This is a genomic window from Streptomyces kronopolitis (assembly GCF_050953795.1).
In the GTDB taxonomy this organism is placed as follows: domain Bacteria; phylum Actinomycetota; class Actinomycetes; order Streptomycetales; family Streptomycetaceae; genus Streptomyces; species Streptomyces kronopolitis_A.
In genome coordinates this window covers 7,248,275-7,262,840 of record NZ_CP191850.1, presented here as the reverse complement: position 1 = coordinate 7,262,840, position 14,566 = coordinate 7,248,275, and the positions used below count along the sequence as shown (strand labels likewise).

The following is a 14,566-nucleotide window of genomic DNA, read 5'->3' as shown; positions in this document are numbered from 1 at the left end:
TGCTGATCCTTTACCATGGAGGCTCCACCGACCCGGCGAAAGGTGTGTGAGCGTCCAACCATGGGCGAACCTCCCAGTTGTCGAGCTTCCTGGCGACATAGCGCGAACCTCCCCATCCTGCTCGATCATGGGACGGAGGTGACTCGATGACCGACCTGCTCTTTCTGGGCGTGGCGCTCCTCCTGACCCTGGCCTGCGGAGTCTTCGTCGCGGCCGAGTTCTCGCTGACGACCGTCGAGCGCAGCGACCTGGAACGCGCGGTCGAGCGCGGCGAGCGGGGCGCGGACAGCGCCCTCAAGGCCGTCCGCAGCCTCACCTTCCAGCTCTCCGGCGCCCAGCTCGGGATCACCGTCACCGGGCTGGTCATCGGCATGCTCTCGAAGAAGGCCATCGCCACCCTGCTGGCCGGTCCGCTCGACGCGATGGGCCTGCCCCGCTCGGCGGCGGACTCGCTGGCGCTGGTGCTCGGCACGGCGCTCTCCACCGTCGTCCTGATGGTCGTCGGCGAACTGGTCCCGAAGAACTGGGCCATCTCCAGCCCGCTGGCCATCGCCAAGCGGGTGGCCACCGCACAGCGCGGCTTCAGCGCCTTCTTCCGGCCGCTGATCCGCCATCTCAACAACGCCGCGAACCGCATGGTCCGCCGGATGGGCCTGGAGCCCGCCGAGGAGCTGGCCTCGGCCCGCGGCCCGCAGGAGCTGGTGGCGCTGGCCCGGCACTCCGCCGATGAGGGCGCGCTGGAGGCCGACACCGCCGAGCTGTTCGTCCGTACCCTCAGCCTCGCCGATCTGACCGCGGAGAACGTGATGACCCCGCGGGTGCAGGTGATGGCGCTGGAGGTGCAGTCCACGGCGGAGGACGTGGCCAATGCGACCCGGGCGACCGGACTGTCCCGCTTCCCGGTCTACCGCGGCAGCCTGGACAGCGTCGTCGGGGTGGCGCACATCAAGGACGTGCTGACCGTCCCGGCCGAACGCCGTCCCCGCCATCCGGTCTCCGAGCTGGTGCGCGAGCCGCTGCTGGTCCCCACGACGCTGACCGTGGACCGGCTGCTGGACCGGCTCTCCGGCAAGCGCACGATGGCCGTGGTCATCGACGAATACGGCGGCACGGCCGGAGTGGTGACCCTGGAGGACATCGTCGAGGAGGTCGTCGGCGAGGTCCGCGACGAGCACGATCCGATGGAGACCCCCGACCTGGCGCCGGCCGGCGCGGACGCCGAGGGCCGCGCGCTCTACCAGGCCGACGGCGCCGCCCGCACCGACCAGCTGGAACGGATCGGCCTGCGGCTGCCGGAGGGCCCGTACGAGACCCTCGCCGGTCTGGTCGCCCGTGCGCTGGGCCGGATACCCGTGGCCGGCGACAGCCTGGAGGTGGCCGGCTGGACCCTGGACGTGCTCGACGCCACCGGTCACCGCGCCGCGCGGGTGCTGCTGCACGCGCCGCTGCCCGGCAGTACCGACGAGCGGGAGACGGAGGCCGGCCGATGACCGCGCTACAGCTGTTCGTGGGGCTGCTGACGCTGGTCGTCAACGCCTTCTTCGTGGGTGCCGAGTTCGCGCTGATCTCGGTGCGCCGCAGTCAGATCCAGCCGTTCGCCGAGCGGGGTGACCGGCGGGCGGCCAGCGTGCTGTGGGGTCTGCAGCACGTCTCGGCCCTGCTGGCGGCCGCCCAGCTGGGCATCACCCTGTGCACGCTGGTACTGGGTGTGGTCGCCGAGCCGGCCATCGCCCATCTCCTGGAGCCGGTGTTCCACGCGGTGGGGATCCCGTCCGCGCTGAACCAGCCGATCTCGTTCGTGATCGCGCTGTCGCTGGCCACCTATCTGCACATGCTCTTCGGCGAGATGGTGCCGAAGAACGTCGCGCTGGCCGAACCGGTGCGCAGCGCGCTGCTGCTGGGGCCGCCGCTGGTCGCGCTGACCCGGGCGCTGCGCCCGGCGATCTTCGCGATCAACGCGCTGGCCAACGGACTCCTCGCGCTGCTGCGGGTGGAGACCAGGGACGAGGTGGCCGCGACGTTCTCGGACGCCCAGCTCGCGAAGATGGTCGAGGACTCCCGGGCCGCCGGGCTGCTCGACGAGCGGGCGCAGGAGCGGCTGCGGGACGCCCTGGAGCTGGGCCGCCGCCCGGTGCGGGACGTGGTGCTGCCGGTCGAGCGGGTCGTCTCCGCACGGATGGGGATCACCCCGGAGGAGCTGGAGCAGTTGGCCGCCGACTCCGGTTTCTCCCGCTTCCCCGTCGTCGACGACACCGAGCGCATCCTCGGCTATCTGCACGTCAAGGACGCCCTGGACGCCGCCCCCCGCCGGCAGCCGTTCCCGGTGTCGGCGCTGCGCCCGATCGCCCGCGTCAAGGCGGCGACGCCGCTGGACGACGTGCTGACGGCGATGCGCGGCTCCCGTACCCATCTGGCCGCGGTGATCGGCGACGACGGGCGGCTGGCCGGGCTGGTGACGATGGAGGACGTCCTCCGGGAGCTGGTGCTGCAACAGCCCGCGGCCTGACGAGCGGGGCGCCGTACGCCGCGGACCGTCACCGGCTCGAGGTGTCGGTCCGGGTGCACCGGCCCGTGCGGGATCACCCCGTCGATCGCTCCGCCGATCGCCGGGGTGACCGTCTGGGCGTGGAACTCCCGGAACGCACCCCCTCGTCGGGGGGCACCGCGCTGCCACCTGCCTCTTTGCGCCGCTTCCGCGCCGTGCGAACGACAGGACGGCCGGATCATCCATCGGCTCACGGGGGGCCTGGACATACCGAGCGGTACGCCAGGCGGTAGGATCACCGCGCCATGGAGATGAATGCCCGCTACACCAGTTTCGTCGCGGTCGGCGACAGCTTCACCGAAGGCATGTCGGACGGCCTGCCGGACGGCTCGTACCGCGGCTGGGCCGATCTGCTCGCCGCCCGGCTGGCGGCCTCCTCGCCCGGCTTCCGCTACGCCAATCTCGCGGTGCGCGGCAAACTCATCGGCCAGATCGCCGACGAGCAGTGCGGCCCGGCCGCCTCGATGGGCGCCGATCTGGTGACCATGGTCGGCGGGCTCAACGACGTCCTGCGGCCCCGGTGCGACGTGGCACAGGTCTGCGCGCGGCTCGATGAGGGCGCGGCGCTGCTGGCCAGGGGCGGCGGACAGCTGGTGCTGATGCGCAGCCCTGGCCGCCAAGGGCCGGTGCTGGAGCGCTTCCGGCCGCGGATGGAGCAGCTGTTCGCGCACCTCGACGAGGTGGCCGCGCGGCACGGAGCGGTGGTCGTGGACCTCTACGGGTCGCGGGCGCTGTCCGATCCGCGGCTGTGGGCCGACGACCGGCTGCATCTGAACGCCGAGGGCCACCGCCGGGTGGCGGAGGCCGTATGGCAGGCGCTCGGGCTGCCGGCCGGGGACGACTGGAACGCCCCGCTGCCCAGCAGCGCACCGCCAGGTTGGGGCGCCCGGCGCACGGCGGATCTGCGGTTCGCGCGCGAGCACCTCGTGCCGTGGATAGGCCGGCGGCTCACCGGCCGCTCCTCGGGGGACGGCCGGCCGGCCAAGCGGCCCGAACTGCTGCCGTACGAGGTCTGACGGGAGGGCCGTCGCGGCCTGCGCGGCGGTCGGCCCGGCTTGGAGGAAAGCACAGCCGGGACCGGGGCGCCGGCCTGCGTGAAGCGCCAGTAGACTCTGACCACGTGACTGCTGTGTCTGCGAAGCCTCGCATCCCCAATGTCCTGGCCGGCCGCTACGCCTCCGCGGAGCTGGCCGTGCTGTGGTCCCCCGAGTACAAGGTCAAGCTGGAGCGGAAGCTGTGGCTCGCCGTGCTGCGCGCGCAGCAGGACCTGGGGGTGGAGGTCCCCGAGCAGGCGCCGGCCGACTACGAGCGGGTGCTGGAGAACGTCGACCTGGCCTCCATCGCCGAGCGCGAGAAGGTCACCCGGCACGACGTCAAGGCGCGGATCGAGGAGTTCAACGCCCTCGCCGGCCATGAGCAGGTCCACAAGGGCATGACCTCCCGCGACCTGACCGAGAACGTCGAGCAGCTGCAGGTGCGGCTGTCGCTGGAGCTGATGCGCGACCGTACGGTGGCCGTGCTGGCGCGTCTGGGCTCGCTGGCCGCGCAGCACGCCGAACTGGTAATGGCCGGCCGCTCGCACAACGTCGCCGCCCAGACCACGACGCTCGGCAAGCGCTTCGCGACCGCGGCGGACGAACTGCTGGTGGCCTACGCCCGGCTGGAGGACCTGCTCGCGCGCTACCCGCTGCGCGGCATCAAGGGCCCGGTCGGCACCGCCCAGGACATGCTCGACCTGCTGGGCGGGGGCCCGGACGGCGCGGCCCGGCTCGCCGAGCTGGAGCAGCGGATCGCCGGGCACCTCGGCTTCGGCCGGGCCTTCACCTCCGTCGGGCAGGTCTACCCGCGGTCGCTGGACTACGACGTGGTGACCTCGCTGGTGCAGCTGGCCGCGGCCCCGTCGTCGATCGCCAAGACCATCCGGCTGATGGCCGGGCACGAGCTGGTCACCGAGGGCTTCAAGCCCGGCCAGGTCGGCTCCTCGGCGATGCCGCACAAGATGAACACCCGCTCCTGCGAGCGCGTCAACGGCCTGATGGTGATCCTGCGCGGCTACGCCTCGATGACCGGTGAGCTCTCCGGCGACCAGTGGAACGAGGGCGATGTGTCCTGCTCCGTGGTGCGCCGGGTCGCGCTGCCGGACGCGTTCTTCGCGCTCGACGGCCTGCTGGAGACCTTCCTGACCGTGCTCGACGAGTTCGGTGCCTTCCCCGCCGTCATCGCCCGCGAGCTGGACCGCTATCTGCCCTTCCTCGCCACGACGAAGGTGCTGATGGCGTCCGTGCGGGCCGGCGTGGGCCGCGAGGAGGCGCACGAGGCGATCAAGGAGAACGCGGTCGCCTCGGCGCTGGCCATGCGTGAGCAGGGCGCGGAGCGCAACGAGCTGCTGGACAAGCTGGCCGCGGATGCGCGGATCCCGCTGGACAAGCCCCAGTTGGACGCGCTGATGGCGGACAAGCTCTCCTTCACCGGCGCCGCGGCCGGCCAGGTGGCGTCCGTCGTCGCCCGGATCGAGGAGATCACCAAGCAGCACCCGCAGGCCGCCGCGTACACGCCGGGCGCCATCCTCTGACGCGAACGCCATGCGCTTTACTCCCGAAGAGCTGGCAGCCGCTCGCGACCGCCTCGTCCCCGACGTGGCCGCGAGCGGCTTGCGCGTGCTCTTTTGCGGGATCAACCCGGGCCTGATGACGGCGGCCACCGGCCACCACTTCGCACGGCCCGGCAACCGCTTCTGGCCGGCCCTGCACGCCGCCGGGTTCACCCCGCGCCGGCTGCGGCCCGACGAGCAGGAGGAGTTGCTCGCGCACGGCCTGGGCATCACCAACGTCGTGGCCCGGGCGACCGCCAGGGCCGACGAGCTGAGCGCGGAGGAGTACCGCGAGGGCGGCCGGCTGCTCGCCGAGAAGGTGGCCCGGCTGCGGCCGCGCTGGCTCGCCGTCGCGGGTGTCACCGCCTATCGCCTCGCCTTCGACGACAAGCGCGCCGCGATCGGACCGCAGCAGCGCACGCTGGGCGACACCCGCATCTGGGCCCTGCCCAACCCCAGCGGGCTGAACGCCCATTGGACACCGCAGGCGCTGGCGGAGGAGTACGGACGGCTGCGCGCCGCGGCGTTCGCGACGCAGGACGACGGCTGAGGCTCCCGGGGGCGAGGGTGCGCGGCGGCATCGGCCGCTCGGCCGCTGTTCCACCGCGCGTCACCCGATAGGCGTGTACATGCCACGGCGTCAGCTCTACGCTGTCGCCGCCCGCACCCCCCACCTCCCCCGTACGGAGGCTCCCGTGCCTGCTCCGTCCCCCTCGGCTTCCCCCACGGCTTCTTCCACGGACTCCCCCTCCTCTCTCCGCCGCTCGCGCCGCCATCGGGCCGGCGCGCTCGCCGCAGCGTTCGGCCTCGCCGCCGCCGGCCTCGGCATCTGGGCCGGCAACGGCTTCGGCGCCGAACCGGCCGCGGCCGCCGTGCCGACCCCCGATCATGTGGTCGTGGTGGTCTTCGAGAACCACGCGTACGGCCAGGTCATCGGCAGCTCCAGCGCCCCCTACTTCAACTCCCTGGCCTCCGGGGGCGCCGGCCTCACCGCCTCCTACGCCGAGACCCACCCCAGCCAGCCCAACTACTACGCCCTCTTCTCCGGGGACACCCAGGGCGTCACCGACGACAGCTGCGTCGACCCGGGGTTCAGCGACGCCCCCAACCTCGCCGCCGAGCTGACCGCGGCCGGCAAGACCTGGGCGAGCTACAACGAATCGCTGCCGTCCGAGGGCTCCACCACCTGCAAGAGCGGCAGCTACGCGCAGAAGCACAACCCGTGGTTCGGCTTCAGCAACGTCCCCACCGGCTCGGCGCACACCTTCGACGCGTTCCCCTCCGACTTCACGAAGCTGCCCACCGTGTCGTTCGTGGTGCCGAACCTGTGCAGCGACATGCACGACTGCTCGGTGTCCAGCGGTGACACCTGGCTCAAGAACCACCTCAAGAGCTATGCCGACTGGGCCCGGACCCACAACAGCCTGCTGCTGCTCACCTTCGACGAGGACAACCGGCTCAGCGGCAACCGCATCCCCACCGTGCTGTACGGCCGGCCGGTGAAGCCGGGCGCCACCTCCGCCACCACCTACAACCACTACGACGTGCTGCGCACCCTGGAGGACATGTACGGCACCACGCACGCGGGGAAGGCCGCCGACGCCAAGGACATCAGCGGCATCTGGGCCGGCTGACGTGTATCTCGCCGACCGCCCGTCGGCTGCCGCGGCTCCGCCGGAGGTCCGGCGTCACGCCCGGGTGCGGCGCTCCGTGGCCGCGCTGCCGTCCACGGTGCTGCTCCTTGGCACCGTGAGCCTGATCACCGATGTCTCCTCGGAGATGATCACGGCCGTTCTCCCGCTCTATCTGGTCGCCGAACTCGGGCTGTCCCCTTTGGGGTTCGGGGTGCTGGACGGGGTCTACAACGGGGTGAGCGCGCTGGTCCGGCTGGTGGGCGGGCGGGTGTCGGACCGCGACGGGGGCGGCGGTCACAAGGCGGTGGCCGCGGTGGGGTACGGGCTGTCCGCCCTGTGCAAGCCGTTGCTGCTGATGGTGCACTCGCTGCCGTTGATCGGTGCGGTCCTGGCGGTGGACCGCACCGGCAAGGGGCTGCGGACCGCCCCACGGGACGCCATGATCTCGCTGGCGGCCGAACCGGCCGTGCGCGGACGGGCCTTCGGGGTGCACCGGGCGATGGACACGGCCGGCGCGCTGGGCGGGCCGCTGGTCGCGTTCCTGCTGCTGAGGGCGACCGCGGACGGCTATGACGCGGTGTTCACGGTCAGCTTCTGCGTGGCCGTGGCGGGCGTGCTGGTGCTTGTCCTCTTCGTCCCGGGCCGCACCCGGGACCCCACCCGGCACACCGGCGAACGGGCCCCGGCCCGGCCACGGATGCCGGTGCGCGCTCTCCTGGGCCGGCCGGAGGTACGCCGGCTGACGGGGTGTGCGGTGCTGCTGGGGCTGACCACCGTCAGCGACTCGTTCCTCTATCTGGCCCTGCAGCAGCGGCTGGATCTGCCGGCCGGGTGGTTCCCGCTGCTCCCGCTGGGCACGGCCGCGGCGTTCCTGCTGCTGGCCGTGCCGCTGGGGGCGGTCGCCGACCGGCTCGGCCGCCGGCGGCTGTTCCTGGCCGGGCATCTGGCGCTGCTGGGCGCCTACGGGCTGCTGGCGGCGCCGCCCGGCGGCGGCCCGCCGCTGGTCTGCGCCGTGCTCGTGCTGCACGGCGCCTTCTACGCGGCGACCGACGGAGTGCTGGCGGCCGCGACCGCCGACGCGGTGCCCGAGGAGGTCCGGGGCAGCGGTCTGGCGCTGGTGCAGACCGGCCAGACCGCGGCCCGCTTCGTCTGCTCGCTCGCCTTCGGCGCCGCCTGGACCGCGTGGGGCGACCGCACCGCCGTCCTTGCCACCGCCCTCGGCCTCGCCCTCGCCGCGGCCCTGAGCGCCCGCCTGCTGCGCCGCGCCACCCCGGCCCCGCCCGCCCTTCCCCACCAGGCCCCGCCCGCCGGGAAGGCGTCCCGGCCGCCACGGCACGACCCGGACCGCGGAGCCTGACGCCATGCCCTGGACCCCGGAGCCTGACTCCGTGCTCCCGACCTCGGAGCTTGACTCCGTGCACAGGGCAAGCTCCCGCTCCCCTGGGACGGCCGATGCCGTGCTTCCCTCGCACACGCCCCGTCACCCCCTCCTACGCCACCCGCTCCTCCCCCACCGCCACCAGCAGTTGGCAGGGCAGTTCCGGACCGCCCTGCCCCACCCCCACGCCTATCCAGCGGCCCCGCACCCGCCAGCCGTGCATCCGCGGGACATATCCACAGACCGTGTCCAGCGGCGGCCGGACCGGCAGGCCCTGCGCCTGCCGCTCCAAATGAGCGGTGAGATCGACCACTTCGGCCGGCCCCCACCGTAAGGACAGCGCCTGCACCAGCGCCGTCAGCCCGTCCGCGAACTCCTCCTCGACCTCCGCCGCCTCGGCCGGGTCCGCGTCCCAGAGATCCGGGCCGGTCCGCAGCGCGGCGAGGTGGAAGCCCGGCCCGCTCTCGGCCATGGCGGAACGGACCCGCCCGGCCGGGAACTCCCGCGCGCGCCACAGGTCGATGGCCGTCAGCTGCTCATCCAGCGTCATGCCCTCAGTAAACCGCCCGGGTCTGACAATTGGCTCCCCCGGGCGGACCGCTCGCGACACTCGCCGCGCACCCCCCGGCCGGTTACGATCCGCCCACACGGCAAGCGAGGGAGAGGGACGTTGGGGCGGCTCACCGGCGGGGACCCGTCCCTGCTGCGACGGATCAACTCCTCGGTGGTGCTGCACGCGCTGCGTGCCGCCGACTCCCCCACGCTCACCGACCTCGTGCGGGCCACCGGCCTGTCCCGACCCACGGTCGAGGGCGTCGTCGAAGGGCTCATCGAGTCCGGTCTGGTGGCCGAGGCCGCTGCCGGAGGGGGTGCGGCGCGCCGCCAGGGACGGCCCGCCCGCCGGTTCCGGTTCCGCACGGAGGCCGGCCATCTGCTGGGCGTCGAGATCGGCCCGCACCGTGTCGCGGCACTGCTCTCCGATCTGGGCGGCCGGGTGCTCGACAGGGCGGAACGGCCGGTGGCGGAGACCGCCCCGGCCGAGGAACGGCTGGAGCGGGTGCACACCCTGGTCACCGAGTTGCTGCGCCACTCGGGCGTGCCGCGAAGCGCCCTGCGCGCCGTCGGGGTCGCCGGTCCCGGCATCGTGGAGGCGGACGGCACCGTACGGCTGAGCACCGCCCTGCCGGGCTGGACGGGCCTGCGGCTGGGCGAGCGACTGCGGCGGTCGTTCCGCTGCCCGGTGCTGGTCGAGAACGACGCCAACGCCGCCGCGGTGGCCGAGCACTGGCAGGGCGCGGCCACCGGCTCCGATGACATCGTTTTCGTGCTGGCGGGGCTCAGCCCGGGGGCCGGTTCGCTGATCGGCGGGCGGCTGCACCGCGGCTTCGGCGGCGCCGCGGGCGAGATCGGCGCGCTGCATCTGCTGGGCCGTGAGGCGCGTCCGGAGAGCCTGCTGTCGACGACCGGAACGCCGCTGCAGCCCCTCGACGAGGCGCAGGTCGGGGCGGTCTTCGCGGCGGCGCGGGAGGGCGCGGCGCCGGCCCGGGAAGCGGTGGACCGCTTCCTGCGGCGGCTGGTGCACGACGTCGCGGCCCTGGTGCTGGCGCTCGATCCGGAACTGGTGGTGATCGGCGGCTGGAGGGCGGGGCCGGCCGGCGTACTGGAACCGCTGCGCACGGAGCTGGCGCGCTACTGCCTGCGCCCGCCGCGGGTCGTCCTGTCGCAGCTGGGCGAGGCGGCGATCGCCACCGGGGCACTGCGGCTCGCACTCGACCACGTGGAGGGCGAACTCTTCGCCGTACAAGGCAGGGTGACGAGCCGTCAGTGACGCCCGCTCGGGACGGTGCCCGCCCTGACCGGGTACGGGACGGCGTCGGCGCCTGCGCGAACACCGCCCCGTCCGGCGGGCGGCTCAGCCCGCGAGCAGGGCGACCGGGTCGCTCTCGCCGAAGGTCAGCCGGCAGGTGTCCGCCCGGTAGGTGGCGACCGCGACGGCCGTCGTGCGTCCCCCGGAGACGTAGCGGGTGGTGACGACCAGGACGGGCGCGCCCGGCAGCCGGTCCAGCTGCTTGGCATCCTCCGCACGGGCCGAGCCGAGTTCGACGGTGCGTTCGCGGCCGGTGAGCTCCAGCGTCTGCAGTGCGCGCAGGACCGTACGGGCGCGGGCCTGGGCACCCGGTGGGACGGCGGCCGCGCAGCCGGGAACCACGGCGGACGGGACGTAGAGGAGTTCGGCGGCGACCGGCTGATCCTGCGTGACCCGGCTGCGGCGCACGAGGTGCACGCGGTCGCCGGGGCCCGTCTCCAGCAAAGCGGCCACCGCGGCCGGCACCTGGTCCGTTTCGACGGCGTCGACCGGCAGCCAGTCGTCCTCGCCGACGCCGGGCCAGGTGTGGTGGACGGATTCGACGGCGACGCCGACCCGGGGCGGGGCGACCGTGGTTCCCACGCCGCGGCGGCGTTGCAGTCTGCCCTCCAGCTCCAGCTGTTCGAGGGCCTGCCGCAGCGTGGCGCGGGCGACGCCGAACCGGGCCGCCAGGTCCCGCTCGTTGGGCAGGATCTCGCCGACCGCGAAGTCCGAGTCCAGCGCCTCGCTCAGCACCGTCTTGAGCTGCCAGTACTTCGGCTCCGGCACCGTTTCGAGCTGCCTGGTCCCCACCGTTGTCCTCCGCACCGGCCGTCACCCCGCGGGGCGTTGCCCCGATGGACCGCGGGCCCGCGCCCATGCCCTGCGCCGGGGCCGTTCCGCGCACCCGGTCAGGGCGCTGCTTTATGAAAGGTTGTTGCAGTATCCCGACGATATGGGCACCCCCACCCTTGGTCAAGACCAATCCCGGGCCACCGTCCGGACCCCGGCGCTCCGCTTCCGTCCTGCCCCGCGGACTCCGGCACGCCGTTCCGCCGTCCTCACGGATCACTCGTCGCCGGCCCCGGCTGCCCCATACCGCTCAGTAGCCTCAGCTGGCATCGTGTCAGTGCACACCCGCACCACCGCACGTACCGCACCCCGAGGAGTTCCCATGGCCGCCCCGGTCTCCTTCGCCCATGTCACGCCCGAGGACCGGCCGCCGCTCACGGTCGCGTACGAACGCAAGGGCGCGGGCGAGCCGATCGTGCTGCTGCACGGCATCGGCCACCACCTCCAGGCCTGGCACCCGGTGTCCGACATCCTGGCCGCCTCCCACGAGGTCATCTCGCTGGACCTGCCGGGCTTCGGCGCCTCCCCGGCGCTGCCCGAGGGCTTCTCCTACGACCTGGACACCGTCCTCCCGCTGCTCACCGCGGCGTTCGCGGAGCTGGGCGCCGAACGTCCGCATGTGGTGGGCAATTCCCTGGGCGGGCTACTGGCACTGGAGCTGGGCCGGCGGCGGGCCGTCCGCTCGGTCACCGCGCTGTCGCCCGCGGGCTTTTGGACGACGGCCGAGCGGCGGTACGCCTTCGGTGTGCTGCGCGGCATGTACGCGGGTGCGCGGGTGCTGCCGGAGTCGATGCTGGAGACACTGGCCCGCTCCCCGCTCGGCCGTGCCTCGCTGACCGGCACCATCTACGCCCATCCGGGTCGCCGTTCGGCCGATGCCGTGGTGGCGGAGACCCGGGCGATGCGTGACGCGACCGGCTTCGCCTCGACCCTGGCGGCCGGCCGGGGCGTGCGGTTCACCGACGACGTGCCGGACGTACCGGTGACCATCGGGTGGGGCAGCCGGGACCGGCTGCTGCGGCCCCGTCAGGGCGTGCGCGCCAAGCACACGATCCCGGGCGCACGGCTGGTGCGGCTGCCGGGCTGCGGTCACGTACCGATGAACGACGATCCGGCGCTGGTGGCGCGGGTGGTTCTCGACACGGTGCGGTAGGGCGGCAGCGGCCGGCCGGGCCGCGTCGGCACGGCTGGGGCGTGGTTCGCGGACGGGGTGATCGCCCGGGGCCCGACGGGGCACACCATGGGGGACTTCCCCGGCGGACCGACGGACCGACGGACGGCACGCGCTACCTGGTCCTCGGCCTGCGTGCGGGCCCCGCCGGCGACCTCGCCGTGCGGCCCGACCGGGACGCGGCACGCGCCACCCTGACCCCGGAGGCGTACGCCGACATCGAGGTGCACCGGTGGCAGTTCGGCGGCCGCCCGGAACAGCCGCACTCCCGGAGCCCGGGGACGCCGAACTGCCGTGCCGTGCCTACGCGTTGGACCAGTCGCGTGTCGACAGCACCAGGCGGTATCCGTCCGGGTCCTCCAGGGTGACGCCCCACTCGTCCCAGTAGGGGTTGTAGGCGGCCACCCGCTTGCCCCCGTTGCGCTCCAGGCGGGCCACGAGGTCGGCCGGCACCGCCTCCCCCAGATAGACCACCAGCAGGTCGTCCGCCGTGGGGGACGGTGCGAGGGTGCCGGACGGGTCGACGGTCAGCTCCAGGTGCCAGTGCGCGTCCGGCCAGCCGAGCATCAGCAGGGCGTGCTCGCCCGCCTCACCGTCGCTCCGGTACAGCTCGCTGAGGCCCAGGCCGTCCCTCCAGAAGCGGCCGGCCGCGGCCAGATCGCGGGACGGGCGGGCGAGGCGGACATGGGCGGAACCGTTGGCCGGCATACCGGGATCACCTTTCTCCAGGCCGCCCTGCGGCGGCGCGTAGCAGAAACGTACGGGCCGTGGCGGCATCCTGGCGATCGGCCGTCGGTCTTGCGACCATGGCCCGGGTCCGGCGGTCCGCAGGGCCCGGGACCCGTTCGGGCGAACGGGCACCGCACCGTGAACGGGCCGCTGTTCACCGTCCGTTCGGCTGCGGGGCACCGGACAGCGATACGAACGGCACGGCAGTGAAACCGGTCGACATGGAGGTTCGGTATGGCGCAGGAATCCGGCGGCTTCGGGCGGCGCGCACTGATGCGGGGCGCCGCGGTGGGTTCGGCGGCACTGGCCCTGCCCGCGTTCTCCTCCGCCGCGCCGGCACAGGCCCGTAGTGGCCGGCCGGCCGCCGGCTGGGGCGTACAGGCCGGCGATGTGACCACGTCCTCGGGGCTCATCTGGGTGCGGTCGGACCGGCCGGCCCGGATGGTGGTGCAGACCGCGGCCACCGAGTCGTTCCGCCACGCCCGCTCCTGGACCGGTCCGCTGCTCGGTCCGGGCACCGACTTCACCGGCGTCACCTCGCTGCACGGCCTGCCCTCGGGTGAGCAGATCCACTACCGGGTGCTGCTGGCCGACCCGGACGACCCGCGGCGCACCGGCGAGCCGGTCGCCGGCACCTTCCGCACCGCGCCCGCGGGGCGTCGCGCGGACGTCCGTTTCCACTGGTCGGGTGACCTCGCCGGCCAGGGCTGGGGCATCAACCCGGACCGCGGCGGCTACCGCATCTATGCGGACATGCGGCGCCGGAACCCGGACTTCTTCCTGTGCAGCGGCGACAACATCTACGCGGACAACCCGATCACCGAGCAGGTGACCCTGCCGGACGGCCGGATCTGGCGGAACGTGACGACCGAGGAGAAGGCGAAGGTCGCCGAGACGCTCGGGGAGTTCCGCGGCGCCTTCCGCTACAACCTGCTCGACGACAACCTGCGCCGCTTCAACGCGCAGGTGCCGACGATCACCCAGTGGGACGACCACGAGGTGCACAACAACTGGTACCCGGGTCAGCTGCTCGACGACGACCGGTACACCGAGAAGGACGCCGATGTGCTCTCGGCACGGTCGCTGCGCGCCTTCAGCGAGTATTTCCCGATCCGTACGCTGCGGCCCGACCGGCACGGACGGGTCTACCGGGTGGTGCACCACGGTCCGCTGCTCGATGTCTTCGTCCTGGACATGCGGCGTTACCGCGACGCCAATTCGCCGGGCCGGCAGACCGACGACCGTCAGGGCATCCTCGGGGCCGCGCAGCTGCGCTGGCTCAAGCGGGAGCTGTCCCGCTCGCGGGCGGTGTGGAAGGTGATCGCCTCCGACATGCCGCTGGGCCTGGTCGTCGCGGACGGCAAGACCGACTTCGAGGCGGTGGCGCAGGGCGATCCGGGCGCGCCCCTGGGACGCGAGTTGCAGCTCGCCGAGCTGCTGCGACACATCAAGCACGACCGGATCACCGGCACCCTCTGGCTCACCACCGACGTCCACTACACGTCGGCGCAGCACTACGCGCCGGAGCGGGCCGCGTTCAAGGACTTCGAGCCGTTCTGGGAGTTCGTGTCCGGGCCGCTCAACGCGGGAGGTTTCCAGGCGGTGAAGCTGGACGGAACCTTCGGGCCCGCGCAGTCGTTCCTCAAGGCGCCGGACCGCGCCAACACCTCCCCCGCGGAGACGCCGCAGAATTTCGGGGAGATCGACATCGATGGCGCGAGCGGGGAGCTCACGGTCCGGCTGCGGCAGGAGGGCGGGACGGTGCTGTTCACCAAGGTGCTTCAACCGGGACGGGCAGGACAGTAGAGGCCAATGCGTCGA

13 protein-coding genes are annotated in these 14,566 nt (G+C 73.3%); 10 read left to right on the top strand and 3 right to left on the bottom strand.

Going from position 1 to position 14,566, the window contains the following annotated elements:
- Positions 1-146: 146 nt before the first annotated feature.
- The 7 genes from ACQP17_RS32090 (at position 147) to ACQP17_RS32060 (ending at position 8,126) form a co-directional block, all read left to right on the top strand.
- Positions 147-1,490, top strand: a complete 1,344-nt coding sequence (locus ACQP17_RS32090; protein WP_433859436.1) for a hemolysin family protein — start codon at positions 147-149, stop codon at positions 1,488-1,490.
- Positions 1,487-2,506: a hemolysin family protein gene (locus ACQP17_RS32085; RefSeq protein WP_433859435.1), complete on the top strand. Its 1,020-nt coding sequence runs from the start codon at positions 1,487-1,489 to the stop codon at positions 2,504-2,506. The genes ACQP17_RS32090 and ACQP17_RS32085 overlap by 4 nt, the downstream gene beginning before the upstream one ends.
- A gap of 284 nt (positions 2,507-2,790) precedes the next feature.
- Positions 2,791-3,561 carry an SGNH/GDSL hydrolase family protein gene (locus tag ACQP17_RS32080; RefSeq protein ID WP_433859434.1) on the top strand — a complete coding sequence of 257 codons (771 nt, stop codon included), beginning with the start codon at positions 2,791-2,793 and terminating at the stop codon, positions 3,559-3,561.
- A gap of 113 nt (positions 3,562-3,674) precedes the next feature.
- Positions 3,675-5,117 carry an adenylosuccinate lyase gene (purB, locus tag ACQP17_RS32075; protein WP_433860064.1) on the top strand — a complete coding sequence of 481 codons (1,443 nt, stop codon included), beginning with the start codon at positions 3,675-3,677 and terminating at the stop codon, positions 5,115-5,117.
- 10 nt (positions 5,118-5,127) lie between these two features.
- Entirely contained in the window at positions 5,128-5,685 is a 558-nt protein-coding gene (gene mug / locus ACQP17_RS32070) for a G/U mismatch-specific DNA glycosylase (protein WP_433859433.1), read from the top strand.
- A 277-nt stretch (positions 5,686-5,962) separates the two neighbouring features.
- A complete protein-coding gene (locus tag ACQP17_RS32065; protein WP_433860063.1) occupies positions 5,963-6,769 on the top strand; it encodes an alkaline phosphatase family protein in 807 nt (268 codons plus the stop codon).
- A 1-nt stretch (position 6,770) separates the two neighbouring features.
- The gene (locus ACQP17_RS32060; protein ID WP_433859432.1) at positions 6,771-8,126 is read left to right on the top strand and encodes an MFS transporter; all 1,356 of its coding nucleotides are present in this window, start codon (positions 6,771-6,773) and stop codon (positions 8,124-8,126) included.
- A gap of 133 nt (positions 8,127-8,259) precedes the next feature.
- On the opposite strand, the gene ACQP17_RS32055 is transcribed toward ACQP17_RS32060, so the two are convergent.
- The gene (locus ACQP17_RS32055) at positions 8,260-8,697 is read right to left on the bottom strand and encodes a hypothetical protein (protein ID WP_433859431.1); all 438 of its coding nucleotides are present in this window, start codon (positions 8,695-8,697) and stop codon (positions 8,260-8,262) included.
- Between the two features lie 120 nt (positions 8,698-8,817).
- On the opposite strand from ACQP17_RS32055, the gene ACQP17_RS32050 reads away from it, so the two are divergent.
- Entirely contained in the window at positions 8,818-9,975 is a 1,158-nt protein-coding gene (locus ACQP17_RS32050; RefSeq protein ID WP_433859430.1) for an ROK family transcriptional regulator, read from the top strand.
- A gap of 84 nt (positions 9,976-10,059) precedes the next feature.
- On the opposite strand, the gene ACQP17_RS32045 is transcribed toward ACQP17_RS32050, so the two are convergent.
- Positions 10,060-10,806 carry a GntR family transcriptional regulator gene (locus ACQP17_RS32045; protein ID WP_433859429.1) on the bottom strand — a complete coding sequence of 249 codons (747 nt, stop codon included), beginning with the start codon at positions 10,804-10,806 and terminating at the stop codon, positions 10,060-10,062.
- Between the two features lie 361 nt (positions 10,807-11,167).
- On the opposite strand from ACQP17_RS32045, the gene ACQP17_RS32040 reads away from it, so the two are divergent.
- Positions 11,168-11,998: an alpha/beta fold hydrolase gene (locus ACQP17_RS32040; RefSeq protein ID WP_433859428.1), complete on the top strand. Its 831-nt coding sequence runs from the start codon at positions 11,168-11,170 to the stop codon at positions 11,996-11,998.
- A gap of 321 nt (positions 11,999-12,319) precedes the next feature.
- Here ACQP17_RS32040 and ACQP17_RS32035 read toward each other — a convergent pair whose 3' ends face one another.
- A complete protein-coding gene (locus ACQP17_RS32035) occupies positions 12,320-12,724 on the bottom strand; it encodes a VOC family protein (protein WP_433859427.1) in 405 nt (134 codons plus the stop codon).
- Between the two features lie 255 nt (positions 12,725-12,979).
- Between ACQP17_RS32035 and ACQP17_RS32030 the strand changes: the two genes are divergently transcribed.
- Positions 12,980-14,551, top strand: a complete 1,572-nt coding sequence (locus ACQP17_RS32030) for an alkaline phosphatase D family protein (protein WP_433859426.1) — start codon at positions 12,980-12,982, stop codon at positions 14,549-14,551.
- The last annotated feature ends 15 nt before the right edge of the window (positions 14,552-14,566 follow it).

What these genes read in the sequence shown, in the direction of transcription:
- ACQP17_RS32090 (WP_433859436.1), top strand. Translation starts at nt 147, where the DNA reads ATGACCGACCTGCTCTTTCTGGGCGTGGCGCTCCTCCTGACCCTGGCC.
- ACQP17_RS32085 (WP_433859435.1), top strand. Translation starts at nt 1,487, where the DNA reads ATGACCGCGCTACAGCTGTTCGTGGGGCTGCTGACGCTGGTCGTCAAC.
- ACQP17_RS32080 (WP_433859434.1), top strand. Translation starts at nt 2,791, where the DNA reads ATGGAGATGAATGCCCGCTACACCAGTTTCGTCGCGGTCGGCGACAGC.
- mug (WP_433859433.1), top strand. Translation starts at nt 5,128, where the DNA reads ATGCGCTTTACTCCCGAAGAGCTGGCAGCCGCTCGCGACCGCCTCGTC.
- ACQP17_RS32055 (WP_433859431.1), bottom strand. Translation starts at nt 8,697, where the DNA reads ATGACGCTGGATGAGCAGCTGACGGCCATCGACCTGTGGCGCGCGCGG.
- ACQP17_RS32040 (WP_433859428.1), top strand. Translation starts at nt 11,168, where the DNA reads ATGGCCGCCCCGGTCTCCTTCGCCCATGTCACGCCCGAGGACCGGCCG.
- ACQP17_RS32035 (WP_433859427.1), bottom strand. Translation starts at nt 12,724, where the DNA reads ATGCCGGCCAACGGTTCCGCCCATGTCCGCCTCGCCCGCCCGTCCCGC.
- ACQP17_RS32030 (WP_433859426.1), top strand. Translation starts at nt 12,980, where the DNA reads ATGGCGCAGGAATCCGGCGGCTTCGGGCGGCGCGCACTGATGCGGGGC.